Origin of the sequence: Caballeronia sp. EK, from assembly GCF_014384845.1 — a bacterium.
GTDB lineage: Bacteria > Pseudomonadota > Gammaproteobacteria > Burkholderiales > Burkholderiaceae > Caballeronia > Caballeronia jiangsuensis.
In genome coordinates, this window is record NZ_JACSUE010000004.1 from 175,141 (window position 1) to 201,614 (window position 26,474).

A 26,474-nucleotide genomic window follows, 5' to 3' on the forward strand; every position below is an offset into this window, starting at 1 on the left:
ATCGCCATGTGGGCACTGATCAAGCGCTACTGGATCACCATCCGAAGGCCGAGCCTGTATTACAGCCTCGGTTTTCTGACTTTGGGCGGCTTCGTCGCGGGCGTGATCTTCTGGGGCGCCTTCAATACCGCGATGGAACTCACCAACACCGAAGTCTTCTGCACCGGCTGTCACGAAATGCGCGACAACACCTATGCGGAACTCAAGAACACGATCCACTTCAGCAATCGCACCGGCGTGCACGCCAAGTGCTCGGACTGCCACGTGCCGCACAACTGGACCGACAAGATCGCGCGCAAGATGCAGGCGTCGAAGGAAGTGTGGGCCAAGGTATTCGGCACGGTGAACACGCGCGAGAAGTTTCTCGACAAGCGGCTCGAACTCGCCGAGCACGAATGGGAGCGCTTCAAGGCCAACGATTCGCTCGAATGCCGCAATTGCCATTCGTTCCAGTACATGGACTTCACGCGTCAGAGCCCGCGCGCGCAGGAGGCGCATCAGCGCTTCCTGGAGACGGGCGAAAAGACGTGCATCGATTGCCACAAGGGCATCGCGCATGAATTGCCGAACATGGTGAAGGCTCAGGAGATCGAGGACAGAAAGAAGAAGTAAGCGACGCTCGGCCACGCCTTCGAGGAGAGAGGAAACATCGATGCTCAGCGCCCGGCAACTCGACGTGATGCGCGGCAGCCGCACCATCGTGGCCGGCGCGGATTTGCGTGTCGATAGCGGCGCGGCGCTCGTCATCCACGGCGCGAACGGGAGCGGCAAGAGCTCGCTGATCGCCGCGCTCGCGGGCCTGCTGCCGCTCGCGGCAGGAAGCGTGTCGTGGCGCGGCATGGACGTGCGCGACGATCCTCTTCGCTTTCGCCGCGACCTAGCCTGGCTCGGCCATGCCGACGGCTTCAACGGAGAACTGACCGTCGCGGAGAATCTGCGTTTCGCCGCGTTGCTCGGCGCGAGCGCGGCGCACCGGAACGAGCGCGATGTGCTCGACCGCGCCGCCGTGCTGCCGCTCATGCACACGCGTCTCAACCGTCTCTCGCAAGGGCAGCGAAGGCGCGTCGCGCTCGCGCGTCTCGTGCTGTCAGGCAAACCGCTCTGGCTGCTCGACGAACCCACCGACGCCATCGACGACAGCGGCGCGCTCTGGTTCGCCGCATGCATCGACGATCATCTGCGAGCAGGCGGCACGCTCGTCGCGACGACGCATCGCCCGTTGCCCGTCGATGCCGCGCGCACACGGCATCTGCATCTCGCGCGAGGCGCGGCATGATCGGGCTGACGCTTCAGGTGATTCGCCGCGAACTCCTTCTGAACTGGCGCTCCCGCACGCTGACGCTGTCGGTACTGCTGTTCTTCGTATTGGCGTCGAGCCTGTTTCCGCTCGGCATCGGTCCCGAGCCGAAGCTCCTGCACGCGATCGCGCCGGGCGTGCTGTGGGTCACGGCATTGTTCGCGGCGTTGCTTTCGGCGGGCCAGCTCTTCAGCAACGATTTCGCGAGCGGTGCGCTCGAGCAGATGCTGCTTTCGCCGCAGCCGCTCGCGGGCATCGTGTTCGGCAAGATCGCCGCGCACTGGCTCACGACGGGTCTCGCGCTCGTCGTGCTCGCGCCGGTCGTCGCGCTCGAATACGGGCTCGATGCGCGCACGATTCTCATGCTGATGGCCTCGCTCCTGATCGGCACGCCGCTGCTGTCGCTGATCGGTTCGATGGGCGCGGCGCTCACGCTCGGCGTGCGCGGCGGCAGCGTCGTGCTCGCTCTGTTGATCCTGCCGCTTTACGTGCCGGTGCTCGTGTTCGGCGTCGGCGTGGCCGATCCGGCGGCGAGCATCGAATGGTCCAACGCGAATTTCTCGCTGCTCGCGGCGGCCCTCTGTCTTGCGCTGTGGCTATGTCCGTGGGCGAGCGCCGCGGCGCTGCGCATATCGATGGAATAGCGCCATGAACTGGTTCCGCTATGCGTCTCCGCGCAACTTCGAACGCTTCGCCGCGCGCGCGACGCCGTGGTTCGGCATCGCGTCCATTGTGTTGATCGCGACGGGGCTCGTCATCGGCCTCGCCATCGCGCCCGCCGATGCGCTGCAACGCGACATCTACCGCATCATGTTCGTGCACGTTCCCGCCGCGTGGATGTCGATGTTCATCTATCTCGTGATGGCCGCGTACAGTGCGCTGCATCTCGCGATGAACACGCGCCTCTCCGCGATGATGGCGCGCGCGCTCGCGCCCACCGGCGCGCTCTTCACCGCGATCGCGCTGATTTCCGGCGCGCTGTGGGGCAAGCCGACGTGGGGCACGTGGTGGGTCTGGGACGCGCGTCTCACGTCGGAGCTGATCCTGTTCTTCCTGTACGTGGGCTTTCTCGCGCTGCATGCCGCGATCGACGGCGCGCGTCGCGCGGATCGCGCGTGCTCGGTGCTCGCGCTGATCGGCGTCGTGAATATCCCGATCATCTATTTTTCCGTGCAGTGGTGGTACACGCTGCATCAGGGGCCGTCGCTCGGCTTCGGCAGCGGCGTGTCGATGACCGCGTCGATGGCATGGGGCATCGCCGTAATGAGCGCCGGATTCTGGTCGTACGCGATCGCGATATCGCTCGCGCGCGTGCGCGTCGTCATGCGCGCGGCGGATCGCGTGTCTGCGGGCGATGAACGTCCGTCGCGAATCGAGGAGCATGCCGCATGAGCACGTTCGAATCCGTCATCGCGATGCTCGCCGCGAATCCGATTCTCTGCGCCGCGCTCGCGATCACTTTTCTGCTGATGGGCGCGGAAGCCTGGCTCGTCTTCCACGCGCTACGCGAACCGGAGTTGCGCCGATGAGAGCGCGGCATCGCCGCTTCGCGTTCATCGCGCTCGGCGTCGCGAGCGTCGCGCTCGCGTGCGCGTTCGTGCTCGATGCGTTTCGCGCCAACGTCATGTTCTTCGTGAGCCCGAGCCAGATCGCCTCGCACGAAGCGGCGCGCACACAGCGCTTCCGGCTCGGCGGACTCGTCGAACGCGGCTCGCTCGTGCGCGATCGCGATGGACGTGCTGTGCGCTTCATCGTCACGGATGCGCGCGCATCGGTGGAGGTCACGTACACGGGCGCGCTGCCCGATCTCTTCCGCGAAGGCAGCGGCGTCGTCGCGCAAGGCACGCTCGGCGCCGATGGCCGCTTTCACGCCGATGAAGTCCTCGCGAAGCACGACGAGAAGTACACGCCGCCGCAACTGGAACGCGCGCTGCGCGAAGTGCGCGCGGCGGCGGACACGAGCCCGGGCGCGCGCCGATGATTCCCGAGCTCGGCCACTTCGCGCTGATTCTGGCGATGCTGCTCGCGCTCGTCGCGGGCATCGTGCCGATGCTCGGCGTGCGCTTCGGTATCGAACGATGGATGCGCGTCGCCGCGCCCGCCGCGTGCGGGCAGTTCGGCTTCGTCGCGATCGCGTTCGCCTGTCTCGCAGCGTCGTTTCTGCACGACGATTTCTCGGTGATCTACGTCGTCGAGAATTCCAATTCGGCGCTTCCGGCGATCTACCGCTTCACCGCCGTTTGGGGCGGCCACGAAGGCTCGCTGCTGCTCTGGGTGCTGCTGCTTACGCTCTGGATGATCGCCGTCGCCGCGTTCGGCCGCCGGCTGCCGCGGCCGTTCGCCGCGCGCGTGCTCGGCGTGATGAGCTGGATCGATGCGGGCTTCCTGCTGTTCATGCTGCTGACGTCGAATCCGTTCACGCGCCTCATGCCGCCCGCGATGAACGGCCGCGATCTCAATCCGCTGCTGCAGGACCCGGGCATGGTGTTCCATCCGCCGTTGCTGTACATGGGCTATGTCGGCTTCTCGGTGGCTTTCGCGTTCGCGATCGCGGCGCTCCTCGACGGCAGGCTCGATGCCGCGTGGGCGCGCGCATCGCGTGCCTGGACGCTCGCCGCATGGATGTTTCTCACGCTCGGCATCATGCTCGGCAGCGGCTGGGCGTACTACGAACTCGGCTGGGGCGGATGGTGGTTCTGGGACCCGGTCGAGAACGCGTCGTTCATGCCGTGGCTCGTCGGCACCGCGCTGGTTCATTCGCTCGCCGCCACCGCGAAGCGCGGCGCATTCCGCGCGTGGAGCGCGCTGCTCGCGATCTGCGCGTTCTCGCTTTCGCTGCTCGGCACATTTCTCGTGCGCTCGGGCGTCGTGACATCGGTGCACGGGTTCGCGTCCGATCCCGCGCGCGGTGTCTTCATCCTCGTGCTGCTCGCGCTTTTTTCGGGCGGCGGCCTCGCCCTCTTCGCCTGGCGCGCGCCGCGCGCTGCATCGTCGCCAGCGGGATTCGAGCCGGTGTCGCGCGAAGCGCTGTTGTTGTCGAACAATCTGCTGATGCTCGCGGCCGCCGCTTCGGTGATGCTCGGCACGCTCTATCCGATGATCCTCGACGCGCTCGGCCTCGACAAGATTTCCGTCGGCGCGCCGTACTTCGACAGCGTGTTCGTCCCGCTGATGGCGCCCGCCGTGTTCCTGATGGGCGTCGCGCCGCTCGCGCGCTGGAAGGCGGCGCGCCTGCCGGAGATCGCGGTGCGCCTGCGCTGGGCGGCGCTCGTGAGCGTCTTGTCGGCGTTTCTGCCGGGCGTGTCGCGCCCGCTCGTGAGCCTCGGCTTCCTGCTGGCCGCGTGGACTTTCGCGACCATCGCAACAGGCATGTACCAGCGATTCGCCGGCGGCGCGCGGCGCGTGCGGCTCGCGACCATCGGCATGTGGCTTGCGCATGCGGGCGTCGGCGTGTTCATCGTCGGCGTGACGACGGTCAAGGGCTTTTCCATCGAACACGATGCGCGGCTCGCGCCCGGCGAACATGTCGATGTCGGCGGCTATCGCTTCCGTCTCGACGATGTCCGCGCGAGCGACGGCCCGAACTACCGCGCGACGCGCGCGACCATCGGCGTGACGCGCGATGGCCGCGCCATCGCCACGCTGCATCCGGAGAAGCGCGAGTTCATCGTCTCGAACACGCCGACGACCGAAGCGGCCATCGATCAGGGCGTGCTGCGCGATCTCTATGTCGCGCTCGATCAGCCGGCGGGCGGCAACGCGTGGACCGTGCGCATCCAGATCAAGCCGTTCGTGCGCTGGATCTGGGGCGGCTGCATTCTGATGGCGCTCGGCGGCCTGCTCGCGGCCGCTGACCGGCGCTATATGCGGCAGCGTGCGACGCAGTCCCGGCGCGCCCCGGCGACGCCTGCCGAAACGCCGCAAGCCCTCGGCGAGACCGGACGATGAAACGCTTCCTGATCCCGCTCGCCGTGCTGGGTCTCCTGGTCGCGGTGCTGGCGGCGGGCCTGAGACACGATCCGCGCCGGCTGCCTTCGGCGCTGATCGGCAAGCCCGCGCCAGCGTTCGATCTGCCGCGCCTCGATGCGTCCGGGCAGAAGATGTCGTCGGAAGCGCTGCGCGGACAAGTGTGGATTCTGAACGTGTGGGCGTCGTGGTGCGACGCGTGCCGCGACGAGCATCCCGTTCTCATGAACGTCGCGGCGAACGGCGCCGTGCCGGTGTATGGCCTGAACTACAAGGACGAGCGCGCGCCCGCGTTGCAGTGGCTGGACACGGCCGGCAATCCGTATGTCGCTACGCTGGTCGATCGCGACGGCAGCACGGGCATCGACTATGGCGTGTATGGCGTGCCGGAAACGTTCGTGATCGACCGGGCGGGCGTCGTGCGATACCGGCAGGCCGGGCCGATTACCCGCGCGTCGCTGGAGCGCGTGATTCTGCCGCTCGTCGGCGCGTTGCAGAAGGAGAACGCTCGTGATTAGGCGGATCGCGTTGCTGCTCCTCACGCTCGTGGCGTGCGCTCAAGCGCAAGAGTCGCCGGTCGACGAGCGCGCGCGCCGTCTCGCCGAGCATTTTCGCTGCGTCGTGTGTCAGAACCAGAGTCTCGCCGATTCGAACGCAAGCCTCGCCGCCGATCTTCGCGCGCGCATTCGCGAGCAGGTGGAGCACGGCGCGAGCGACGAACAGATCGAGTCCTACATGGTGCGCCGCTATGGCGATTTCGTTCTCTACCGGCCGCCGGTGAAGCCGGTCACATGGGCGTTGTGGTTCGGACCGTTCGCGTTGCTTGCGGCGGGCGCGGTCGCGATGGCGCGACATATTCGACGCGCGCGAGATGCCCGGCGCGAGAGGAGTCTGTCTCCATGATGGCGTTCTGGCTGATCGTCGCCGCGATGTTGACGGGCGCGCTCGCGTGCGTGGTGCCGCCGCTGCTGCACGGGCAGGCTTCGGGGCGCGGGACTTCGCACGCGGCGCTCGCGGGCTTGCTGATCGCGCTCGTGCCGGCGTCGGCGTTGACGCTGTACATGCGTATCGGCGATCCTGCGGCGCTCGCGATCCAGGAGGCGGCGAGCGCACCGACGCGCGAACATGCGGACACGCCGGCATCGATGGAAGCGGCGGTCAGTCTTCTGGCCGCGCGATTGCAGCGCGATCCGAACGACGCGCAAGGCTGGTCGATGCTTGCGCGCTCGTACATGGTGCTCGACCGTCCGGGCGACGCGACCGAGGCGTACCGCCGCGCGGTCGCTCTGAATCCGCGCGACGCGGAACTGCGCGCCGATTACGCCGACGCCATCGCGAGCGCGAACGACGGCAATCTCGACGGCGCGACATCGAAGGTCATAGAATCCGCGCTCGCCATCGATGCGAATCAGCCGAAAGCGCTGGCGCTGGCGGCGTCGGCTGCGTTCGACCGGCGCGATTTCGCGGGTGCGATCCGGTACTGGGAGAGATTGATGAATGTGCCGGATCTCACGCCGGAGATTGCGGAGCAGGCACGAAAGAATATCGACGAAACGCGCGCGCTTGCCGCGAAGGGAGCGTCGGTGAATGTGCGTGTGAGTCTGAGCGAAGAACTCGAAAAGCGCGTCAGGCCGACCGACACTGTTTTCGTCTATGCGCTCGCCGACGATGGCTCGCGCATGCCGCTCGCGGTGCAGCGCCTGAGCGTGAGTCAGTTGCCCGCGACCGTGCGTCTCGACGATTCAATGTCGATGACGCCAGGGCGTCGGCTGTCCGATTTCTCGCGCATCAGTATCGATGCACGGGTGTCGGCGTCGGGACAGGCGCGGCCGGCGTCGGGCGACATGACGGGGTCGAGCGGGGTTGTGTCGTTGGAGGGGGCGAAGGTTGTCGAGGTGAGGATCGATGATGTGGTGCGGTGAGCGGGCATTTTTGAAGCGGGGCTCGTGGGTCACGTCGACCCACATCATCATTCCCGAGACCGTACTGCGTGCCTAGAACTTCTGACGCAAACCAACCATGACAGCCGTTGTCGCCATGCCAGGCGCGACCGGCTGACCGTAAGCGATCGTCTGGGTCATCGTTCCCCGGTTGTTCACGTGCCCGACTTCTCCATACACCATCGTGGCTTTCGACAGGCTGTACTCGCCGCCCGCCGCGACTTCGATGGATTTGTTCGCCGAGTTGTTGCGGTCCCTGAGGTAGTAGACGCCGCTCGTCACCCTGAACGCGGGCGTGAACAGGTAGCCGAGGCCGAAGGTGTACATGTCGATGCTCACCTGATTCGAGCGTGCCGGGTTCTTGCCGTTGGTGTACGACGCCGATACCGAAAAGTCATGCAGCGTGTAGAACGCACCGAGATAGAAGAGCCGATTGTTGGCTAGACCGGTCGGCACCGCGTTCGGGCCAGGGTTGGTGTCGTGGCCGTTGTAATAGGCAGCCGCGAGTCGCACGCCATAGTTCGAGTACTTCAGCACGGCAGACTCGCGCGTGTTGCCCTGAAAGCTCCCCGCGACGCCGCCAGGAGCGTATTCGAACGAAGCCTTCACGCCGCCGAAGCTCGGCGTCTCGTAGATGAGTGCGTTGCTGTCGTAGAGTGCGCCGATCGGTCCGTTGGTGCTCGTGCCGGTCCAGCCCGCCGCCTGATTCATGCCGAGCCACGACGTGAGGATGCTTCCGAACCACCGGCCGCCGCGGACGTCGGTCTCGCTCATCGCGAAGGCGAGCGGCGCGATCTGGCGTCCGGCATTGAACGAACCAAACGGCCCCGATATGCCGACGCTCGCGATCTGGTTGAATAGTCCCGTGACGCCCGGGGTATCGGTAATGCCGGCCTTGCCGGTGCCCGTATCGAAGGTCCCCTGCAGCTTGAAATTCGCGCGATAGCCGCCACCGAGATCTTCGGTGCCGGTCAGGCCGAAATTGCTCGAGTAAATGCCGGCGTCCTTGAAGCGATACAGCTTGCCCAGATTCTTCGATGCCGGATTGAACGATGCCGCCGATGTGCTTTGATACATCAGCCCCGCATCGAGCACGCCATACAGCGTCACCGATGATTGTGCCTGTGCCGCGCTGCCGATTGCAGCGCCTGCGACGGCTGCCACCCATTTCAATTTCATCTCGTCTCCCTATCTCTTTGTATTTGAATCAAACTTCATTAACGGCATGCCGCGCTATCAGGAGGCCACGGCTTCGCATTCGCTCATCGCCACCGCATACGAACGCTCGCGGTAATCGATCAGGTCGCGAATCGAAACGATCGGCAAACCATGCAGGCGTGCGAATCGAATCAGTTGCGGCAAACGTGCCATGCTGCCGTCATCGTTGACGATTTCCGCGAGCACGCCGCCTTCGCGCAGACCTGCCAGACGGCACAAGTCCACCGTCGCCTCGGTGTGCCCCGGGCGACGCAGCACGCCGCCCGGCACCGAACGCAACGGGAACAGGTGGCCGGGCCGGTTAAAATCGCTGGCGCGGGCCTGCGGGTCGACCAGCGCGCGAATGGTCGTTGCACGGTCGGCCGCCGAAATGCCGGTCGTCGTGCCGTGCCGGTAATCGACCGTCACCGTGAACGCGGTTTGCATCGAATCGTTGCCGCGCGCGACCATCATCGGAATTTGCAGCGCATCGAGCCGCTCGCCTGGCAGCGCCACGCACAGCACGCCGCTGGTCCAGCGCACCATGAAGGCGATCGCCTCCGGCGTCGCGAGCTCCGCGGCCATGATGAGATCGCCCTCGTTTTCGCGATCTTCATCGTCGACCACCACGACGAGCGAGCCACGCCGGATGGCGGACAGCGCATCCTCGATTCGATCGATCGATATTAGTTCTTCAATTTCCATCTCTTGCATCCCTGATTAATTTGATTGGCGTCTACGCGGCGCTGTGGATTCAGGCCGGGGGATTGCGATCGAAGCAAACGGCGCCTTCCGAAACCTGTCCCCAGGATTTCGCCGAACAACGCCACATATGCACTTGCGGCTGCACCCACGAAGGGTCATCGAGCGTGCCCGCCTTGATCGCGACGACATCCGGATTGGCGTCCAGCTCGGTGTACACCGGCGAACCGCATTTCCGGCAGAAGTGGCGTTTGACGCCTGCGCCGCTTTCGCCGACATCATTGAACGTGCCGAGGGTCGATGACGCAATCTCGAAGCCCGCAGAAGGCACGACCACATTGGTCGAGAACGCACTCCCGGACTGCTTCTGGCAATGGATGCAATGGCATACCGCGCTCATCAGAGGCGCCCGCGCCGTTTCATAGCGAACGCTGCCGCACAGGCAGCCGCCCTTGATCCCGTTCATGTTTTTTCCTGATGGAAGCTGACGGCCAATGGTCCGTCAGCCCGTTGTAGAAGCCGCCTGATCGCACGAAAACGTGCAGGCAACCCAATTAAGCCGATCACGCCAGTACGTTCGCGTATTGCTCACGCAAGGTCATTTTTTGCACCTTGCCCGTCGCGCCAAGCGGCAGTGCGTCGAGGAAAATCACTTCGTCCGGTAGCCACCACTTCGCGACCTTGTCCTCGAGATAGGCGAGAATCTCCGCCTTGTTCACGGTCTGCCCAGGCTTCGTCACGACCAACATCACTGGCCGCTCATCCCACTTCGGATGCTTGACGCCGATCACCGCCGCCATCAACACCGCCGGATGTCCGACGGCCGCGTTCTCCAGGTCGATCGAACTGATCCACTCGCCGCCGGATTTGATGACGTCTTTCACACGATCGGTGATCTGCATGTAGCCGTCGGCATCGATGGTGGCGATGTCGCCGGTCGGAAACCAGCCGTCACGCAACGCAGGCTTCTCGCCCTTGAAATACGCCGCGGCAATCCACGGTCCGCGAACCTCCAGTTCGCCGGCGGCCTTGCCGTCGCGCGGTTGCTCGTTGCCGCTTGCATCGACGATCCGCATTTCGACGCCGAACACCGCACGCCCCTGCTTCGCGCGCTGCGCGCATTGCTGCTCGATAGTCAGGTTCGCATGCTTGGGCAGCAGGCTTCCCTGCGTGCCGAGGGGGCTCGTTTCCGTCATGCCCCACGCGTGCCGCACCTCGACACCGAACTTTTGTGTCCATGTGCGAATCAGTGCTTCCGGCATCGCCGAGCCGCCGACCACGGTGCGCTTCATCGTCGAGAGCGAGAGATCGTGCTGCTCCATGTGTTGCGTAAGGCCGAGCCAGATGGTCGGCACGCCGGCGCTACACGTCACCCCTTCGCCCTCGATCAGCTCATACAGGCTCGCGCCGTCGAGCTTCGGACCCGGCAGCACCAGCTTGCAACCGTTCATCGCGGCCGCGTAGGGAATGCCCCATGCGTTGACGTGAAACATCGGCACCACGGGCAGGAGACAGTCATGCGCGGAGAGCGAAAGCGTGTCGGGCAAGCTGACCGCGAACGTGTGGAGTATCGTCGAGCGGTGCGAGTAGAGCACGCCCTTCGGATTGCCCGTCGTGCCCGACGTATAGCAAAGCGAACTCGCCATGCGCTCGTCGAGTTCGGGCCAGACGAAGTCATCTTCACATGACGCCAGCAGGTCCTCGTAGCAAACGAGATTCGGAAAACGATCGTCTTTCGGCATCTCCTGCGGACCCGCCAACAACACGTAATGGCGGATCGTCGGGCAATGCGCCGCAATCGCCTCCACCAGCGGCAGGAAGGCGCTGTCGAAGAGCAGCACTTCATCTTCCGCGTGATTGACGATATAGACGAGCTGCTCCGGATGCAGGCGCGGATTGCAGGTGTGCAGCACCGCACCGCTGCCCGACACGCCGAAGTACGCTTCCAGGTGCCGATGGTCGTTCCATGCCAGCGATGCGACACGGCTTCCATTCTTCACCCCTAGCTGCGCGAGCGCGCGAGCCAGTTGTCGCGCGCGTTTGGCGGCATCGCGAAACGTGTACCTGTGCAACGCGCCGCTCGTTTCGCGCGATACGATTTCGCTATCCCCGAACTGGCGCTCGGCGTGCTCGAGCAGGGACGAAACCAGCAGCGGTCGGTCCATCATCGATCCAAACATGAGCTCATCCATTTCACTGAACCGGTAACTGCACGGCTTTGTATTCGAGGTATTCCTCGAGGCCGTACTTGCCGAACTCGCGGCCATTGCCCGACTGCTTGTAACCGCCGAACGGCGCAAGCAGGTTGAACGGCGCACCGTTGATATCCACCTGACCCGTGCGAAGGCGTCGCGCCACGCGCTTCGCGCGCTCGACACCGGCCGACCACACCGCGCCGCTCAACCCGTAGACCGAATCGTTGGCGATGCGCACGGCATCGTCCTCGTCTTCATACGCAAGGATGCTCAGCACCGGGCCGAAGATTTCTTCACGGGCAATCGTCATCTTCGACGTGACATTCGCGAACACCGTCGGCTTGACGAAGAAGCCTCGCTCCAGCCCTGCGGGTGCGTCCGGGCCGCCGCTCACGAGCTCGGCGCCCTCTTCCAGGCCCTTGCGGATATAGTCCCGCACGCGCTGCCGCTGCAGCGCCGAGATGACCGGGCCGATCTGGGTCTGTTCGTTCAGAGGACTGCCTACTTTCATGCCGCCGACCACTTGAGCGGCGATCTTCTTAACCTCTTCCATGCGCGCTTTCGGCACCAGCATGCGTGTATGAGCGAAGCAGGTCTGGCCGTTGTTGAGAAAGCACGCGTTGATCGCGCCGGGAACCGCAGTGGCGAAATCGGCATCGTCGAGGATGATCGCGGCGGACTTGCCTCCCAGTTCGAGCGCAACCCGTTTGACGGTCTGCGCCGCGAGTTCGGTGACCCGACGGCCCGCGCCCGTCGAACCCGTGAACGACACCATGTCGACCTCGGGATGCGATACCAACGCCTCACCGACGACCGGACCGAAACCCGGCACCATGTTGAATACGCCCGCCGGCAAGCCTGCCTCGTGGATCACCTCGGCGAGAAGATAGGCCGTGAGCGGCGCCACTTCCGACGGCTTGAGCACGACGGTGCAGCCCGCGGCCAGCGCCGGCGCGACCTTGGCCGCGATCAGGGTGAGCGGGTAATTCCACGGCGTGATGCAGGCCACCACACCGATGGGCTCGCGCAGCACTTCGGAGTTGCCCACGGTTTCGGCAAACTCGAAGCCGCCGAGCAATTGCGCGGCCACCGCGAAATGTCCGATCGCCGCGCCGGTCTGCGCAAACTGCGACCAGCCGATCGGCGTGCCGACTTCGTCGCTGACGAGTTGCGCCACTTCCGCGGCGCGGGCTTCGAGGCCCTGCGCGATTTTGGCGATCCATTCGGCACGCTGCCCCGGCGTGGTTTGCGACCAATGGTCGAACGCGGCGCGCGCGGCGCACACGGCGTGGTGGGCATCGGTTTCGTCGCCGAGGCGCACGCGTCCGATGACGTCTTCCGTGGAGGCATTGGTCACATCGGCATATTCGCTACCGTGCGGGTCGATCCATTTGCCGTTGATATAAACCCGATCGAAAATTTTCACGGTTCCTACTCCTCAATTAACCTGGTTATCGAGATATCGATTTTTTAGAGCGCACGAAGCCCCGCCCGGCTTTCGCCGTGCGCATGCTTCGTGACATAGACAGTGTTGTTTGTTTCGCTACCGACCGCGTAGCTTCAACGGCCCGGCGCGCCGGCTTTCGAGGCCGCTTGCCCGATGGAGGCAACGGACTCGGGCTGCCAGTCGGCCGCGTTCTTCAGCGTGTTGCGATACGACGCGAAGCCGAATCGGAAGATGAGCGCAGCGATCATGCCGCATGAGAAGCAGAGGATTCCGATCGAACGCCCGACCGCGCCCGGATCGCGGAACAAGTGATCAGTCAGCATACCTATGGCGACCGGGCCGCAGCCCGCGCCCAGCAAGTTCACGAAGCCCGTATAAAGCGCTGCGAACTGGCCGCGCATGGGGCTTGGGGCAACTTCCTGAACTGCCAGCGGCCCGGCGGCAAACATGAAGCCCGTGAAGCATGTCGTCAATGCCATGAAGACGAGCGCCAGATTTGCGCTTGGCATGCTCACCATGCCGGCAGCCGACACAGCAATGCCGAGACTGCCCGTCAGGGCAACGCGAAGGTAGCCGTGAGGCACGCCGCGACGCGTCCAGAAGCCGCCGAGCCAGCCACCGAACATGGCGCTTAGCGGACCGATCACAGCCAGGAGCACGCCCAGCACCGCGCCGATTTGCGGGTACTTCCAGCCAAATTCACGCACGAAGTACGTCGGCACCCAGGCGGCCCAACCGTACACACAGGCATAAAAAAAGCCTGCGCCGATCATGAGCGACACCAGCGTCCTCAAGTTCCCGGCAATGTAGCGCTTGACCAGGGCGACTGGTACGGCCTCGCGCAGTTGCGCATTCGTGTCATCGGCGGAAGAGCGAATTCCGGAATCGCGGCGTGCATTTCTGGGTTCGGGCACAGCCAGCATCATCAGGGCAACGATCAGACCGGGCAGACCCAGGACCATGAGGGTAGCCTGCCACGGATGGAGCGCACCTAGCCAGGGCAGCACAGGAGGCGCAGCGGTGAACACGCCGAGAATCAACCCGCCGACGATCAGCCCGGCGCCGGAGCCGAACGATCCGCTCGCACCGAACAGGCTCATGGGACGACCACGCCGGCCGGCCGGGAACAGATCGGCGATGAGGGATATGGCGCCCGGAATCAGGACAGCTTCGCCGACCGCTACACCGACGCGGGCGAGCAGCAGATGCCAGTACTCGGTCGCGATGCCGCCGGCGGCGGTCGCGAGACTCCACAGGGCGATGCCGATCGCAATGATCAAACGCCGGTCGCCGCGATCGATGATGCGGGCAATCGGCAGTCCCATCAGTGCATAAAACACTGCGAACGTGAAGCCGTGCAGCGTGCCTATCAGCGTGTCATTGACATGCAATGTCTGCTGAATCGGGCCTACCAGCAGCGTGAGGATCTGCCGATCCATGATGGAAAAAATGTAGGCGACCAGCAAGACGCTGACCGCATACCAGGAACGGCCCGCACTAGTACTTGAAACTTCCCGGCAACCAGCATACTTGTCCTGGCCCGGTTCAATTGTCTCTGCTCTCATGCTTGTCTCCCCTTCACTGGATCGCCTGATTTTGTTATTGGCGATCAGTCGGGCGTTAATTAAGTATCAGTCTGGCGATTATCACGACGCGTGGATGAACGCGACTTTCGGTGGATTTGAATCCTTGCTGGGACGCCAGCAAGTCATGCCGTGTCGGACGCTACGGGATCGTTCCAAAGATTGTTCGCCCGCCAGAAATGATCTTTCTGCCAATGATCAGGCAGTGTCGCTGCCGTCGAACGGATCACGCGCTTCAGCAACAGCGTCATGACTTGCGCCTCGCGGTAGTCGAGGTCACGTTCCGCATCGCTCTGCGCCGCCTTGGCGATAGCCAGCAACTCGAAAACGTAGGTGCGGCCCGTTTCGGTGAAGCACACCACGCTCTCGCCGTCCCCGTTCACTCCGAGCGTAAGGAGACCGCGCTCCACGAGCTTGTGAATATCGCCGTCCGACACACGCGAGCCGGAAATCGACACGAGTCGATCGAGTTCCGCAATCGTTCTTCCATCGCCCATGCTCAGCACGGTCAGGATGTCGTAGTCGATATCGCGCAGGCCATTGCCGCGCAGGTTCTGCCTGACCGGCATCAGTAATTGATAATAGGCGCGAGCCAGCAAAAAGCCGAGCCAGCCGTTACCGAAGCTCGAATTCGCGTCGGCGGCGTCCTCAGCCTTCTTCATCACCAAACCGTAGTTCCCTCCGTGAAAAACCAGTGGCGGCTGCTCGAAGCTGTCGAAGTTCGTGACTTCTCCGACGAAGATGACGTGGTCGCCTCCTTCGTATTGGTGAACCACGCGGCATTCGAACCGTGCCGAGCAGCCTTCGAGCAACGGGACGTCGCCATCGCCGCGTGCGAGCTTGCAGCCCGCGAATTTGTCGGTTCCGCTCTTCGCGAACTGATTCGACAAGCGTTCCTGATCAGCCGCCAGGATATGCACCGCGAAATGCGCGGTGGCCGCAAAGACCGGCAAGCTGGAAGATTTCTTTCCGAGGCTCCAGAGAACCATGGGCGGGTCCATCGAAACGGAGTTGAAGCTGTTCGCCGTCAATCCGTAGTCTTTTCCGTCCTCACCTTTCGTGGTGACGATCGTAACGCCCGTGGTAAATGAACCGAGGGCTTTACGAAATTGCTTGGCATCGACTGCCGTAGTCATATCTGTCTCCGTCTCTATGTCCCGGCCGATTAGTTGTTTTGATCGTGCCGACCGGGACTGTAATGTCTTGCTTCGATGTGCTTTCGTTACCGCGTCAGCAGCGGCATGACCAAACGTCCGAAGCGCTCGGCTTCTTCGTGGTGCGGATAACCCGAGAGGCAGAATCCGCTGCAACCCGCGTCGACGAACTCCAGGAGCTGCGCGGCCACCTGCTGCGGATTGCCAACTACAGCGACGCCCGCACCGGGACGCACTTCGGTGATGCCGGTCCACAGATGAGGCGTCATCTTGCTGCCGACCGTCTGCGCCAGTTCACGTTGACGCTGGTTGGCGACCGAATTCATGTTCGCGCTCAGATTCGTGGCCTGGTCCTTCCAGCCCTGCGCGCCTTCGATCAACCGATTCGCCGCTTCCCATGCTTCGTCTTCGGTTTCGCGGCAAACGACCTGCAAGCGCATGGCGAAACGCAACTCGTCTTCACGGCCGTACTTCGCGGCACGGGCGCGCATCTCCTTGACCTGCTCGGCGATGCGCTCCGGATAGTCGCCCCAGAAAAGATGCACGGCCGAATGGCGGGCAGAGATCTCGGCTGCCTGTTCCGAGCCGCCGCCGAGGAAGATCGGCGGATGCGGGTGCTGCACGGGCTTCGGAATGATCAGCGGCTTGTCGACCTTGTAGTACTTGCCGGAATACTCGACCTGCTCTTCCGACAGCAGCTTCTTGATGATGACGACCTCTTCTTCGAGCTGCTCGTAACGCGCCTCTTTAGAACCGAGTTGCCCTTCGGCAATGGCGTCTTTTTCGCTCAAGCCGGCAATCAGGTTGATGTAGATGCGCCCGTTCGACATCTGATCGAAGGACGAGATCATCTTCGCCTGAGCGACCGGATGAATGAAGCCGGGCTTGACCGCGATGAGAGCCTTGATCTTCGAAGTGCGGCTGACGACGAACGACGCCGCTACCCACGCATCCCAGCAGTACGGGGTGACCGGCACCAGCATGTAGTCGAAACCCGCATTTTCGGCGGCACGCGTGACGCGCTCGAAGTGCTCCATCGACTGAGGGAAGGCCTTGGACGGATCGCCGAATGCGCTCGTGTCGCCGAGCGTGGGGCAGAACCAGCCCATCGAGAGAGGGACTGTGTGACTCATGTGTGTCTCCTTGTTGTGTTTGCTCAATGCCTACATAACATCAGCGACACAAACATAAGTAAAATGAAGTGTTCTAATTTGTCACATGCACACGATTAATACCCGATTGCCCGCATGGAAATGCGCACGATGAGCCGCGTGGGAGCAAGGGAAATCACTGATGTCGGGAATGAGCTCGAGCGCAGGCGCAAGGCCCGTCGAGGTCGCGTTATCCCTTAGCTGAAGTGGTGAGTGACGCGCGAAGGGGAAACGGCTCGAGCTGTCGAAGTCGAGCACGTTCGCCCTGCGTGAGTGTCGTCCGCCTCACGCTACGGAAACGACGAACCGGATCTGATCCAGGAACCACGCGTGCGCGGGATCCGCGTCGAATCGTCTATGCCACGACATGAACAGCGGAGATGTGTCGAAGGCGATGGGAGGCTCGTGCACACTCAGTTCGAACAGTTCTGCGAATGTGCCGGCCATGCGACTAGGGACATTGCAGATGAATCCCGTTCTGGCGGCGACCATCGGCATTGCCATGAAGTTCTGCACCACCGCACCGATTTGCCGCTGCAAACCGCGTTGCGCAAGCGTCTGATCGACGATCGATCCCTGTCGATCCGGTAACCGGATCACCACGTGGGGCCGCTTCAGATACAAGGCAAGAGGAAACCGCGGCTTGCTCAGGTTTTCGCGCTTCCAGACGAGGGTGAGCAGGTCGATCTGCGCGAGGGTCTCGTCATGAATTCCCATCTCCTTGACGGGCTGACCACTGATGACCGCATCGAGATCGCCTGACTCCAGACGCTGGTACGCGAGCCCTTCTTCCGGGACAGGTCCCAGCCGAACGACGATGCCGGGCGCCTGCTGCCGGATATGTTCGACCAACTCGGGAATGAACGAAAACTCCACCAGATCGCCCGCCGCGATATTGAATTCTCTTCGGGCCAGCGAGGGAACAAATGTTTCCTCATCTCGAAGGGCGCCATAGATCTTTTCGAGTGCTTCTCTGACGGGGCCTACCAGTGCCTCGCTTCGTGACGTGGGCACCAGACCACCTTTCGCGTTCACGAACAGTTCGTCGCCGGTTGCGTCACGCAAGCGACGCAACGCATGGCTGACCGCAGGCTGTGTCAATGCCAGCCGATCGCTTGCTCGCGTCACGCTTCGGGTGTCCCAAAGCATCATGAAGACTGCAAGCAGATTCAGGTCCAACGACTTGGTATTAGCTTGGCGCATAGTGACAACGATAGTACTTCATTTCACTTTTGCACCAAAGGCTATTCGCGACTCGCAATAAACGCCACGACGAGGTTACGTCGATTTTTACTGTTTTCGTTTCATCGACGTTTTTTTGAATGTCCTAGTAAATGATCGAGGTGGTTTCTCAGATCGACGCTTTGGTTGGCATACGTCGAATGGAACTTTCCCTTTGTCCGTTTCATCGCAGCCAAGCCTTTTTGTGGCCGCCCCCGCCCGGCTCCTTTTCGTCGTGCATTGACTGTGATATTGATGAACAAAGCTTCAGGTCACCACCAGCGTATTCGTTTGTGGCGTGTAGCAAGAATGAACATAAACGCTCAGAGACACCGATTACTGACGGTAGTCAACGAGCGATCCTTGGGGGTTTCGACCGCGATGAAGGCCAATCTCACGCTTCTTGGCGTTCTTCTGTCATGCATTCCTTCTTCTGGCTTTGCCCATGCGTCCAGCGAAACGGTGGACAAAATCGCAGACTGGCTAGCCATCTTCGTTATTAGCGTTGTGCCAGTGGCGTGTGTAGTGATCCTTTTACTCATTCACGTGCTGCCCGAAAAGATTGCGGAGAGGCGTCATCATCCGCAGAAAGAAGCAATCCAGATGTTGTGCTTTCTCTCACTGGTATTCGGCGGTCTCCTTTGGCCGATTGCATGGCTCTGGACGTATTTCAAACCGCTTGGCTATCGCATGGCTTACGGCACCGATAAGCATGATGACTTCTTCTTCGAAGCCGTCCACCGGGCAAGGCTCGGCACACTACCCAGCGATGAGCTGGGCTATATCCTCGGCGAACTCGACAGCATCGCAGCTCGACGCATTCTGCCGCCGGAACTGCGGCGCGCCCGCGACGAACTAGAGGCGCTTCAGTCTAATGCTCCACCGCCTGCACACAACGCCAAGGGAGCAGGAGAAGCCTGATGGAAATCCTACTTCTTGCCATCTACGCGACGATCGCGTGGCTCATTTTCGGAAAGTTCAGGTGGCTGCCCTGGAATATCGTTACCGGTTCGATCACGATCGTTCTGCCGATCATCGCGCTCACCATCCTGATTCTGACGCTCAACGTTGTCGCACCTGCATCGGAAGACGTGCGCGTCATCCGCTACGTAGTGCAAATCGTTCCGCAGGTGCGCGGCCGTGTCGTCGAGGTGCCGATCACGGGCAACACGCCGATTAAAAAAGGCGATGTGCTCTTCAAGATCGATCCGACGCCCTTTAACCTGCAAGTGAAGGCGCTCGAAGCGCAGCTCGTGAACGCACAAGGCTCGGCGAAGAAGCTCAACGAAGACCTCTCGGCCGCCACCGCGAAGAGCGATGCCGTGCGCGCGCAAATCGATCTCGCGAAGCGGCGCGTATCGGAGAACCGTCAGCTTGTCGATCATGGCGCCGGCGATCGTTTCGCTCTCGAGCAAGCGGAGGCAAATCTGAAGTCGCTGCAAGCCGACCTCGCCGCCGCACGCGCACAGGAAGCGCAGGTGCGCGCGCTACTGAACGCGACCGTCGACAACGATCAGGCCGAAGTCGCGCAGATTCGCGCGCAGCTCGAATCCGCGCGATGGGATCTCTCGCAGACGACGGTCGTCGCACCGGCCAACGGCGTCGCGATCAATCTGCAGTTGCGGCCGGGCTCGATCGTGACGCCGCTTCTTCAAAACCCGGCGTTGAGCTTTGTCGAGGACGATTATCAGGTGATCGCTCTGTTCGCACAGAACGAATTGCGGATGGTTGTCCCTGGCGACGAAGCCGAGATCGCGCTTCAGACGATACCGGGGAAGGTGCTGAAAGCGCACGTGGTATCGGTCGTGTGGGCGCAGGGCCAGGGTCAGCTCACACCGAGCGGCACGCTTCCGATTACCGGCACTGAACCGACGCCGGCCGCGCGTTTCGCGGTGCGGCTGAAACTCGACGACAGGGAGCGTGAGGTCTTCCTCGCCGCCGGTGCGCGTGGACATGCGGCAATCTACATTGACCATATCGAGGAGATCCAGATTCTGCGCAAGGTGATCATCCGGGTCGGCGCGTATATCAACTACCTCGTGCTGAAGGTGTGACGGTGCGCACGCGCTGCTTTCTCCTGATCGCGTTGCTGCTCGGTGCTGGCGGCGGCTGCTCGCTGAAGAACCCGCCGGATGCCGCGGACATCCGGCGCGACAGCCTGAGCAACGCGCACGTCCCCGCGGCGTGGACCGCGCAGGGCGCCACGTCTGGTCTCGTGCGCGCCGACTGGATCGACACTTTCGGCGATCCTGCCTTGAACTCGCTCGTGGACGAGGCGATCGCGTATAACGCGAACCTGCGGGTTGCGGCCGCGCGCGTTGCGCAGGCGGCGGCCCTCGTCAAGGTGGCAGGCGGTGAGCTCTATCCGGCCGCCAGCTTTCTCGCCCGGCCGGGCGGCAAGCTCGGCGGTGACGGCTCGGGACTCAAGGGCTGGCTCGTATCGGCTTCGTGGGAAATCGATCTATGGGGACGCGTACGCTACGGCGCGCGCGCAGCCGAGGATCAATATGCCTCTGCACAAGCCGATGCCGATTACGCTCGCCAGTCGATCGCCGCGTTGGTCGTGAAGGCATGGTTCGGTGCAATCGAAGCGCAGATGCAATACGCCATCGCCAATGACATGGTCCGCCACGCCGATGCATTGCGGGACCTGGCGGGACATCGCCTGCGCATCGGCAAAGGCTCGCAGATCGAGGTGACGAGCGCGCAAGCGGCGGTGCAGTCGTATCGCGATACCGCGCGGCAGTTGAAGCTCGCACGCGAGCAGTCGCTGCGCGCGCTTGAGTTGCTGCTCGGACGTTATCCGGCGGCCGAAGTTGCGGTCCCTGCCAGCCTCGGTCCGCTGCCGCCGGTGCTGCCCACGGGGGTTCCCGCCGATTTGCTCGAGCGTCGACCGGACATAGTGGCTGCGCAGCGGAGGATATCGGCCGCATTCGATCTCGCGCGCCAGGCCGATGCCGCGCGGCTGCCACGCGTCACACTGAGCGCGGGTCTTCTGAGTGTGTCGAGCGAGCTGTTTCTGCTCGCCGATCGTGACAACCCGAGCTGGAGTGTCGGCGCAGGCATCCTGTTGCCGCTTTTCCGTGGCGGCGCTTTGAAGGCTCAGGCGGAATATCGAACCGCGGAACAGGATCAGGCGCTCGCCGGCTATGGACAGGTTGCGTTGCAGGCCTTCGGCGAAGTGGAAAATGCGCTTGCCGCCGAGAGTGCGCTGCGCGAGCGGGAGACCATCCTCGCGCGCGCGGTTTCGGACAACGCAAAGCTCTTCGATTTGCAGCAGGTGCGTTACAGGATCGGCTCGGGGGATCTCGTCGCGGTGACTCAACAGGAGCTCGCCTACGCGTCATCACGGTCCGGGCTGGTGCGCGTGCAGAGCGAAGAGCGCATGCAACTCGCGAATCTGTATCTGGCGCTCGGCGGCGGGATTGATGCGGCGTCGAATGGTGTCGATACGGGAGGCGCTTCGGCTGCGGCTGCGCGATAGGTCCGTGTCGGCGCGATACCGGGACACGATCCGCTCAAGCGTCCTGCCCCACAGGTCGGCCCTTAATGGGTCGTGTTCGCGCTCCTTCGGTCATGATCTCATTGGATCAAAAGGCGAGCGGCATGTAGCTGAAGCCGATATCCGGACCGATCGCGCCGATCAGCGACAACTGAATCACGTTCGACAGGCGCGACAGCGGCGCGGTGAACAGGGCCTCCTGCTGCGCTTCGATCCGACGATGCGCGGCTCGTCCTGATCGCCGCGATCTGCTCGTTCTTGTCATCGTCGCCCGTTCCCTTCAAGCCAAGTGGCAATTCCCCTCGCTCGCGGAATCGCACGCGATTAGCACCCTGAACATCGAACGCCCCGTTGCGGATATGGCGGGCGGCGCTCGGCTTGTCTGCGTCTTCCAAATCAGATCGATGAGTTTCGGCAGCGAGCACCTTATGACGCCGCCGAACGTGAAGCCACGACATGGCTCAAGCTGCTGAGCAAGAAACATCGTGACGAATGTTTCAGTGTTATCCGATGGGACGCCAATGCTCCCATCAGCAGAATTTTTGCTCCACTGCGATGCGCTTCCGGTTTCTAGCGACCACTGCCGATGGTTTGATCGCCGTCGCTGCGCCTCGCGGCTCAAACAATGAGAAGGAGATAACGTGTATCTGACATCCAGCCAGCGCAGCGCTCTGATGAAAGCCATCGCGCGAGAGCAAGACGACCGTGAGCGAATCGCCGCTATCGATGCCGTCGTCGCACAATTGCGCATCGACAATCCCGCCGCTTTTCATACCGTCGCGTCGCTCGAACAGCGGGTGTTCTTTCACGAACCGGGCAGCGATATTCCGTATCTCGCTGCTATCAAACTGAAAGTCCCTGCACCGCGATAGGGAAACGGCTCCGCAGTCTGGATCGCCGCGAGGGGTGCGTCGGAAATTCGCATCGAGTTGCCGCTGCGCGTGGTCCTGACTCGGCCCACGCGCTACTTCATGCCAATCGCCACGACTTGATCGACTATGACGAGGCGCACGCGCGGATCGCCCCTTTGCAGCGCGATCTGCGTCTGCTGGGCTGAACCATCGCCGCTTCAGTGGATGCTGGCAATTTTGGCGGCGGCTCATTGAGACGCGAAGTGGATCGACGGTAGCCAGAACGATCTCGATATGGCGCGGCTAGAGAATGCGCTGACGAGCCCCCGAGCCGACCGAGCGCGTCATCGGGAAACAAGCTCCTCACGAGGGGGCCCTGGTGCGGTAATCGAAGCTCGGCTTGGACTGGTCTCTTTGTCGCCGCGCAATTGCGGTTCTATACGCGCCCATCCCAAAATTATCTGATTTGTCCGATAGAGGGATATCCGACGCGCTCTTACCATCTCAAAATTCTCACTGGTTGCTGGGAGGTAAGGGTGGCTTCAGTCGTCTCGCGCTCGAAAAACGATCTGTACGTCGTGATGCGGCGTAGCGCGCTGCGCGCCATTGTCGGCACCGCGTGCTCGGTGGCCGTGCTCGCGCTGGCTGTCGGCCTTGCACTGGCGCGTTACGGCGTTCAGACGCCGCGTGTCCATTACGAGTCCGCGAGGACGTCCGCCGCCTCCCCTTACACGAGCGGCGAGGTCGCTCGTTTGCAGGCCGCGAACGCCTCGCTGGACGCGCGCGTGGAGCGACTCGCCGCGCAGCTCGACACTCTCAGCGCATTTGACCAACGCCTGCGCGCGCAGTCACTGCGGGCAATTCCCACCAACGCGGTGGCATCGGCGCGCACTCGCTACAGCAACGCGGCGGGTGGTCCCGAACTGCCGCCCCGGCCTTGTCAAGCAACCGACGCGCATCCAGATCCGCAAATCACCTGTGACAATCTTGACTGCCTGGCAGCGACGCTTGCCGCCGTCGAACAGGGCGCCGCGCAGCACGAAGCGGCATTGGAGGCCTTCCCGGGCCGCCGTCCGCTCGCGCTCGGGCGGACCGGCTCACCCTTTGGCAACCGCCTCGATCCGTTCACGCGCCACCTGAGTTTCCACCCAGGCATGGATCTGGTCGCGCCGACAGGCACCTCGATCCTCGCGGCGGCCGGCGGTCGCGTGATCCATGCCGGACGCATGCCCGGCTATGGCAACACGGTGGAGATCGATCACGGCAACGGCTTTATCACGCGTTACGCACACGCCTCGAAGATAGAGGTGCGGGTGGGGCAGCGGGTGCAGCCGCGTGAGCTGATCGCCGAGGTCGGCTCGACGGGCCGCTCGACAGGTCCGCATTTGCATTTCGAAGTGCGCGTGGGCGGCCAAGCAGTCAACCCCGATGACTATCTCGCGCTGTTTGCGACCGATGCCGATGCATGACACCGCGGCTTTGTTGTGAGTTCGCTTTGATTTTCGGATAACGAAGTGTCCGAGCAAAAAGCGTCGCACGAACTGGAAGATTAATGGGTAGTGATGCCGCGCAACCGCTGGCTGAGCAAGGCGGACATTCGCGAAACCGAGTGGGTGCTGTGACCCAAGAGCGTCTCTGAAAGGCACTCGTCATGGAGGCAAAGACCACTAACCGTTTCAGCTCGCGAAGAAATGAATGGTTTTTTCAGCTGCCTACGCGGCAGCAAACGCTTCTTCGCCCGTCGTGCGTAGAAGCACCGGCTTGTCAGCTGCCTAAGCAACAGCGAACTAGGCCCGACAAGCCGCATCACCTTGATTCTTAGCTAAGACAACTCCGTCTGCGTTCAACTACCTAAATTCTCGACCCGCTCCTAAGCCCTTGATCTACAAAGCCTCCAAGAGCCGGTCCCAAACAGGGTTTAAAACCACGGCATAGTTACGCCCTGACTCAATCCATAGCGATTGAACGTCCCCCGCACCTTGCTTGACGTTTCCACTTGCTCGACGAACAAGCAAAACGGTTCCCCCGTACTCGCGCTACGCACGTGCACATAAGGCAGATCGGGGCGACACTTCACGCTGTCCGGAATCGCCGCTGCCGCTTCGGCCGCCGTTGCACGAGGCGGTGCGTCGTCTCCGTCGGGACCGGCATAACCTCGGTGACCTTCACGTGGTCCCGTATCCCCTGCAGCCACGCCCACGCCATCAACGACCCAAGACCCGCTTCATCGCTGTGAAGCCGCAGCACACCGCCCAGCGAACGCGGACGCGAACTATATTGCGGAAAGCTGATTCCGATGTCCTCGGCCTCCAGCCCCACCAATGCGCGATGAAGTTTGGCCACGAGCGCACCGAGCAGATGCGCATGACTGAACTCCGGGTCGGGCAGCAACGTGATATCGATACAGTGAGTCGTCGGGGCGTCAACTCGCAGCGCCGCATACGCCGCCGCGGATCAGCACGGCTATCAAAAAATGTTGCTGCTCCGTCGACGGTTTGTTCCTGAGCATCCAGTCATCCAGCAGCGTATAGAAGTCCCGCTTCCTGGGCGGACGATATGCCTTTTCCTGCGTGGTGACGGAGCCGTAAGGCTCGACCGCGATCGGACCGAACTCCTCCGCGCCTTCATACCACGTATCGATCGTTCGCGACGCATTGCCGATCTTTTGCGAATGAATCGCCGCCACGTCCTTGACGTGATAGAGCGTCTTGCTCTTCTTGCTTTTGTCTAGTCTGGGTTTAGATAGGGCTTCCGACGCACATACCCACGGAATGTCAAGCGGCGGTCCCGGGTGTGCCGACAGCCTCTTTAATATTCTTGTCGAAGTGATCCCGGAACCATTCGGTCACGCTCTGTACGTTTCGTGCTCCTGCGGAGTTTGACCTCCGGCGACCAACTCGGCGCACATTTGAGCAACCGCAACGAGAATCCGTGACGTCTCCGGAATGTACGGGAGGTCGTCACCTTTATCGTAGCGAGCCCGGATGACCTCATACCGCGTGTTCTCGGCGATTGTCCGAGCGCTCTCGAGGAATTCGTACACACTCACCGCTTGATTGCCGACCATCACAGTGTTGCCGCGATGCTTTTCTTCGTATCCCGTCCGCTCAAGATGCTCGCAGCTATCGATGGCTGTGTTGATTGCATCGCGAATCAATTTCCAGTTCGTCTCCATGAACGTCTCCTATTGTAATGTGTGTGTTGCCATTCGATATGTCGCGCACCGCGCGAGATTCACGCGATGGGCCGACTCGTTCTATGGAAGCGAACGCGAACTCTCACCGCTTTAGCTTATCTCGCGAACAACCTGGAGGGCAGTCAGCTCAGCAACAGGTACGCCGAAGCAATAGAGTTTTTCAACGCGTGTACGGCCAGTGTGGTCAAAAAGGGGCACCGTTCTTCTTGCGCTCGACCATGAAAACAGTAGCGAGAACAACGCCACAGAAGAAAGCAGTCATCACGTACAAGTAACTATAGTAATGCGCAGCTCCGAAAACGAGCGATGAAACGAGAATTGCATTCGGAGCGGCGACACGAAATCTCTCCAAAAGGCGTAGACAAGCCCACTGATGTATCGCTGTCTCGAGCAATGGCGCCAATAAGCATCCCCAGATAATCATTCTGAAAATATTTTGTTTACTAAAACCAGCACCTCCCACCTCATAATCAGGCGTAAATGAAAGCGCCACGGCCGCCGGCAGTGTCGCAACGAAAAGCATCAGCAATCCGAGCACTATCAGCCTAAGTCTTGGCAATCCGATAAGTCTTAATTCCAGTCTTCGAGGAAGAGCTATATCGGTCGCGCACGGCTGTTTCATCTCAACGCCTTCATTGCATCGCATTGCATGGCTCGCGGCCCGGGCGTGCCTGACATCACAACTTATTTGCTGCGCTATTGCCCGCATAGGGTAGGAAACCGATTCCATGTGATTGAAGATGATGCTGTCAACCGGATCGATGAGCTTACTAATAGATTAACCGCGAGGCACTCGGTACAGGCACAATGAATTTTTCTACGAACGCTTCTGCGAGACCAAGGGCCAGTCACGCGAACATATGGAGCCTTGCGTTCTTCGAATATGCGAAAACACCAGGCGACGATGGTCGCAGTCCTCTCTTTTATTATCTCCTGCGTATCGATCTTTCGTTCTTCTTTAACGATGAAGGAAAATATCATCGGTTCATGAAGTAGTCAATGGAGATTTAAAATAATTCTCTTCGTTGAAAAATGACATTGCGACTCTCGAACTAAAGGTGCGTTTCGAATG

28 protein-coding genes and 1 pseudogene are annotated in these 26,474 nt (G+C 62.1%); 15 read left to right on the forward strand and 14 right to left on the reverse strand.

Going from position 1 to position 26,474, the window contains the following annotated elements:
• The first annotated feature begins 6 nt into the window (after nucleotides 1–6).
• From IAG25_RS13070 to IAG25_RS13115, 10 genes are read left to right on the forward strand one after another with little or no spacing between them, the layout of a single operon-like run.
• The gene (locus IAG25_RS13070) at nucleotides 7–612 is read left to right on the forward strand and encodes a NapC/NirT family cytochrome c (RefSeq protein WP_187605231.1); all 606 of its coding nucleotides are present in this window, start codon (nucleotides 7–9) and stop codon (nucleotides 610–612) included.
• Nucleotides 613–652: 40 nt separating this feature from the next.
• On the forward strand, nucleotides 653–1,276 hold the full coding sequence (gene ccmA, locus IAG25_RS13075) for a heme ABC exporter ATP-binding protein CcmA (protein WP_187605232.1): 624 nt from the start codon (nucleotides 653–655) through the stop codon (nucleotides 1,274–1,276).
• A complete protein-coding gene (gene ccmB / locus IAG25_RS13080; RefSeq protein WP_187605233.1) occupies nucleotides 1,273–1,941 on the forward strand; it encodes a heme exporter protein CcmB in 669 nt (222 codons plus the stop codon). The genes ccmA and ccmB overlap by 4 nt, the downstream gene beginning before the upstream one ends.
• Before the next feature lie 4 nt (nucleotides 1,942–1,945).
• Nucleotides 1,946–2,689 carry a heme ABC transporter permease CcmC gene (gene ccmC, locus IAG25_RS13085; protein ID WP_187605234.1) on the forward strand — a complete coding sequence of 248 codons (744 nt, stop codon included), beginning with the start codon at nucleotides 1,946–1,948 and terminating at the stop codon, nucleotides 2,687–2,689.
• Nucleotides 2,686–2,826, forward strand: coding sequence for a hypothetical protein (locus IAG25_RS13090; RefSeq protein ID WP_187605235.1), 141 nt, complete (start codon nucleotides 2,686–2,688; stop codon nucleotides 2,824–2,826). The genes ccmC and IAG25_RS13090 overlap by 4 nt, the downstream gene beginning before the upstream one ends.
• A complete protein-coding gene (gene ccmE / locus IAG25_RS13095; protein ID WP_187605236.1) occupies nucleotides 2,823–3,278 on the forward strand; it encodes a cytochrome c maturation protein CcmE in 456 nt (151 codons plus the stop codon). Before IAG25_RS13090 ends, ccmE begins: the two co-directional genes overlap by 4 nt.
• On the forward strand, nucleotides 3,275–5,245 hold the full coding sequence (locus IAG25_RS13100) for a heme lyase CcmF/NrfE family subunit (protein WP_187605237.1): 1,971 nt from the start codon (nucleotides 3,275–3,277) through the stop codon (nucleotides 5,243–5,245). Before ccmE ends, IAG25_RS13100 begins: the two co-directional genes overlap by 4 nt.
• Nucleotides 5,242–5,781, forward strand: coding sequence for a DsbE family thiol:disulfide interchange protein (locus IAG25_RS13105; protein ID WP_187605238.1), 540 nt, complete (start codon nucleotides 5,242–5,244; stop codon nucleotides 5,779–5,781). Before IAG25_RS13100 ends, IAG25_RS13105 begins: the two co-directional genes overlap by 4 nt.
• Nucleotides 5,774–6,166 carry a cytochrome c-type biogenesis protein gene (locus IAG25_RS13110; RefSeq protein WP_187605239.1) on the forward strand — a complete coding sequence of 131 codons (393 nt, stop codon included), beginning with the start codon at nucleotides 5,774–5,776 and terminating at the stop codon, nucleotides 6,164–6,166. The genes IAG25_RS13105 and IAG25_RS13110 overlap by 8 nt, the downstream gene beginning before the upstream one ends.
• Nucleotides 6,163–7,185, forward strand: a complete 1,023-nt coding sequence (locus IAG25_RS13115) for a tetratricopeptide repeat protein (RefSeq protein ID WP_187605240.1) — start codon at nucleotides 6,163–6,165, stop codon at nucleotides 7,183–7,185. The genes IAG25_RS13110 and IAG25_RS13115 overlap by 4 nt, the downstream gene beginning before the upstream one ends.
• Nucleotides 7,186–7,257: 72 nt before the next feature.
• On the opposite strand, the gene IAG25_RS13120 is transcribed toward IAG25_RS13115, so the two are convergent.
• From IAG25_RS13120 to IAG25_RS13160, 9 genes are all read right to left on the reverse strand, one after another.
• The gene (locus tag IAG25_RS13120) at nucleotides 7,258–8,382 is read right to left on the reverse strand and encodes a porin (protein ID WP_187605241.1); all 1,125 of its coding nucleotides are present in this window, start codon (nucleotides 8,380–8,382) and stop codon (nucleotides 7,258–7,260) included.
• Nucleotides 8,383–8,439: 57 nt separating this feature from the next.
• Nucleotides 8,440–9,105 (reverse strand): 3,4-dihydroxy-2-butanone-4-phosphate synthase, encoded by a 666-nt coding sequence (ribB, locus tag IAG25_RS13125; protein ID WP_222946494.1) that lies wholly within the window; start codon nucleotides 9,103–9,105, stop codon nucleotides 8,440–8,442.
• 49 nt (nucleotides 9,106–9,154) lie between these two features.
• On the reverse strand, nucleotides 9,155–9,568 hold the full coding sequence (locus IAG25_RS13130; protein ID WP_187605242.1) for a GFA family protein: 414 nt from the start codon (nucleotides 9,566–9,568) through the stop codon (nucleotides 9,155–9,157).
• 97 nt (nucleotides 9,569–9,665) lie between these two features.
• Nucleotides 9,666–11,282: a 3-(methylthio)propionyl-CoA ligase gene (locus IAG25_RS13135; protein ID WP_187605243.1), complete on the reverse strand. Its 1,617-nt coding sequence runs from the start codon at nucleotides 11,280–11,282 to the stop codon at nucleotides 9,666–9,668.
• Between the two features lie 13 nt (nucleotides 11,283–11,295).
• Complete coding sequence (locus IAG25_RS13140) at nucleotides 11,296–12,723, reverse strand: aldehyde dehydrogenase family protein (protein ID WP_187605244.1); 1,428 nt, start codon at nucleotides 12,721–12,723, stop codon at nucleotides 11,296–11,298.
• A 134-nt stretch (nucleotides 12,724–12,857) separates the two neighbouring features.
• A complete protein-coding gene (locus IAG25_RS13145) occupies nucleotides 12,858–14,309 on the reverse strand; it encodes a spinster family MFS transporter (RefSeq protein ID WP_187605245.1) in 1,452 nt (483 codons plus the stop codon).
• A gap of 143 nt (nucleotides 14,310–14,452) precedes the next feature.
• Entirely contained in the window at nucleotides 14,453–15,463 is a 1,011-nt protein-coding gene (locus IAG25_RS13150; RefSeq protein ID WP_187605246.1) for a flavin reductase, read from the reverse strand.
• 86 nt (nucleotides 15,464–15,549) lie between these two features.
• On the reverse strand, nucleotides 15,550–16,614 hold the full coding sequence (locus tag IAG25_RS13155) for an LLM class flavin-dependent oxidoreductase (RefSeq protein WP_187605247.1): 1,065 nt from the start codon (nucleotides 16,612–16,614) through the stop codon (nucleotides 15,550–15,552).
• A 303-nt stretch (nucleotides 16,615–16,917) separates the two neighbouring features.
• Nucleotides 16,918–17,811, reverse strand: a complete 894-nt coding sequence (locus tag IAG25_RS13160; RefSeq protein WP_187605248.1) for a LysR family transcriptional regulator — start codon at nucleotides 17,809–17,811, stop codon at nucleotides 16,918–16,920.
• A gap of 189 nt (nucleotides 17,812–18,000) precedes the next feature.
• Here IAG25_RS13160 and IAG25_RS13165 point away from each other — a divergent pair, with 189 nt between their 5' ends.
• The 3 genes from IAG25_RS13165 to IAG25_RS13175 are packed head-to-tail and all read left to right on the forward strand — an operon-like array spanning nucleotide 18,001 to nucleotide 21,337.
• Complete coding sequence (locus IAG25_RS13165; protein ID WP_255503668.1) at nucleotides 18,001–18,774, forward strand: DUF3302 domain-containing protein; 774 nt, start codon at nucleotides 18,001–18,003, stop codon at nucleotides 18,772–18,774.
• Nucleotides 18,774–19,907, forward strand: a complete 1,134-nt coding sequence (locus IAG25_RS13170) for an HlyD family secretion protein (RefSeq protein ID WP_187605249.1) — start codon at nucleotides 18,774–18,776, stop codon at nucleotides 19,905–19,907. The genes IAG25_RS13165 and IAG25_RS13170 overlap by 1 nt, the downstream gene beginning before the upstream one ends.
• Before the next feature lie 2 nt (nucleotides 19,908–19,909).
• A complete protein-coding gene (locus IAG25_RS13175) occupies nucleotides 19,910–21,337 on the forward strand; it encodes an efflux transporter outer membrane subunit (protein ID WP_187605250.1) in 1,428 nt (475 codons plus the stop codon).
• A gap of 106 nt (nucleotides 21,338–21,443) precedes the next feature.
• Here IAG25_RS13175 and IAG25_RS13180 read toward each other — a convergent pair whose 3' ends face one another.
• Complete coding sequence (locus IAG25_RS13180; RefSeq protein ID WP_187605251.1) at nucleotides 21,444–21,620, reverse strand: hypothetical protein; 177 nt, start codon at nucleotides 21,618–21,620, stop codon at nucleotides 21,444–21,446.
• Between the two features lie 409 nt (nucleotides 21,621–22,029).
• Here IAG25_RS13180 and IAG25_RS13185 point away from each other — a divergent pair, with 409 nt between their 5' ends.
• Nucleotides 22,030–22,227, forward strand: a complete 198-nt coding sequence (locus tag IAG25_RS13185) for a hypothetical protein (RefSeq protein WP_187605252.1) — start codon at nucleotides 22,030–22,032, stop codon at nucleotides 22,225–22,227.
• A 515-nt stretch (nucleotides 22,228–22,742) separates the two neighbouring features.
• On the forward strand, nucleotides 22,743–23,675 hold the full coding sequence (locus IAG25_RS13190) for a M23 family metallopeptidase (RefSeq protein WP_187605253.1): 933 nt from the start codon (nucleotides 22,743–22,745) through the stop codon (nucleotides 23,673–23,675).
• A gap of 449 nt (nucleotides 23,676–24,124) precedes the next feature.
• Here IAG25_RS13190 and cas6f read toward each other — a convergent pair.
• From cas6f to IAG25_RS13210, 4 genes and pseudogenes are all read right to left on the reverse strand, one after another.
• Nucleotides 24,125–24,597: pseudogene (gene cas6f, locus IAG25_RS13195) on the reverse strand (type I-F CRISPR-associated endoribonuclease Cas6/Csy4).
• 31 nt (nucleotides 24,598–24,628) lie between these two features.
• A complete protein-coding gene (locus IAG25_RS42510; RefSeq protein WP_187605612.1) occupies nucleotides 24,629–25,036 on the reverse strand; it encodes a type I-F CRISPR-associated protein Cas7f/Csy3 in 408 nt (135 codons plus the stop codon).
• Between the two features lie 15 nt (nucleotides 25,037–25,051).
• Nucleotides 25,052–25,381, reverse strand: a complete 330-nt coding sequence (locus IAG25_RS13205) for a hypothetical protein (protein ID WP_255503671.1) — start codon at nucleotides 25,379–25,381, stop codon at nucleotides 25,052–25,054.
• A gap of 205 nt (nucleotides 25,382–25,586) precedes the next feature.
• Complete coding sequence (locus IAG25_RS13210; RefSeq protein WP_187605254.1) at nucleotides 25,587–26,024, reverse strand: CPBP family intramembrane glutamic endopeptidase; 438 nt, start codon at nucleotides 26,022–26,024, stop codon at nucleotides 25,587–25,589.
• Nucleotides 26,025–26,474: the final 450 nt, after the last annotated feature.

Bases quoted from the DNA above. Each gene is read 5' to 3' on its own strand.
- IAG25_RS13070 (WP_187605231.1), top strand. From the start codon at position 7: ATGTGGGCACTGATCAAGCGCTACTGGATCACCATCCGAAGGCCGAGC.
- ccmA (WP_187605232.1), top strand. From the start codon at position 653: ATGCTCAGCGCCCGGCAACTCGACGTGATGCGCGGCAGCCGCACCATC.
- ccmB (WP_187605233.1), top strand. From the start codon at position 1,273: ATGATCGGGCTGACGCTTCAGGTGATTCGCCGCGAACTCCTTCTGAAC.
- ccmC (WP_187605234.1), top strand. From the start codon at position 1,946: ATGAACTGGTTCCGCTATGCGTCTCCGCGCAACTTCGAACGCTTCGCC.
- IAG25_RS13090 (WP_187605235.1), top strand. From the start codon at position 2,686: ATGAGCACGTTCGAATCCGTCATCGCGATGCTCGCCGCGAATCCGATT.
- ccmE (WP_187605236.1), top strand. From the start codon at position 2,823: ATGAGAGCGCGGCATCGCCGCTTCGCGTTCATCGCGCTCGGCGTCGCG.
- IAG25_RS13100 (WP_187605237.1), top strand. From the start codon at position 3,275: ATGATTCCCGAGCTCGGCCACTTCGCGCTGATTCTGGCGATGCTGCTC.
- IAG25_RS13105 (WP_187605238.1), top strand. From the start codon at position 5,242: ATGAAACGCTTCCTGATCCCGCTCGCCGTGCTGGGTCTCCTGGTCGCG.
- IAG25_RS13115 (WP_187605240.1), top strand. From the start codon at position 6,163: ATGATGGCGTTCTGGCTGATCGTCGCCGCGATGTTGACGGGCGCGCTC.
- IAG25_RS13120 (WP_187605241.1), bottom strand. From the start codon at position 8,382: ATGAAATTGAAATGGGTGGCAGCCGTCGCAGGCGCTGCAATCGGCAGC.
- ribB (WP_222946494.1), bottom strand. From the start codon at position 9,105: ATGGAAATTGAAGAACTAATATCGATCGATCGAATCGAGGATGCGCTG.
- IAG25_RS13130 (WP_187605242.1), bottom strand. From the start codon at position 9,568: ATGAACGGGATCAAGGGCGGCTGCCTGTGCGGCAGCGTTCGCTATGAA.
- IAG25_RS13135 (WP_187605243.1), bottom strand. From the start codon at position 11,282: ATGTTTGGATCGATGATGGACCGACCGCTGCTGGTTTCGTCCCTGCTC.
- IAG25_RS13145 (WP_187605245.1), bottom strand. From the start codon at position 14,309: ATGAGAGCAGAGACAATTGAACCGGGCCAGGACAAGTATGCTGGTTGC.
- IAG25_RS13150 (WP_187605246.1), bottom strand. From the start codon at position 15,463: ATGACTACGGCAGTCGATGCCAAGCAATTTCGTAAAGCCCTCGGTTCA.
- IAG25_RS13155 (WP_187605247.1), bottom strand. From the start codon at position 16,614: ATGAGTCACACAGTCCCTCTCTCGATGGGCTGGTTCTGCCCCACGCTC.
- IAG25_RS13170 (WP_187605249.1), top strand. From the start codon at position 18,774: ATGGAAATCCTACTTCTTGCCATCTACGCGACGATCGCGTGGCTCATT.
- IAG25_RS13180 (WP_187605251.1), bottom strand. From the start codon at position 21,620: ATGACAAGAACGAGCAGATCGCGGCGATCAGGACGAGCCGCGCATCGT.
- IAG25_RS13185 (WP_187605252.1), top strand. From the start codon at position 22,030: ATGAAAGCCATCGCGCGAGAGCAAGACGACCGTGAGCGAATCGCCGCT.
- IAG25_RS13205 (WP_255503671.1), bottom strand. From the start codon at position 25,381: ATGGAGACGAACTGGAAATTGATTCGCGATGCAATCAACACAGCCATC.
- IAG25_RS13210 (WP_187605254.1), bottom strand. From the start codon at position 26,024: ATGAAACAGCCGTGCGCGACCGATATAGCTCTTCCTCGAAGACTGGAA.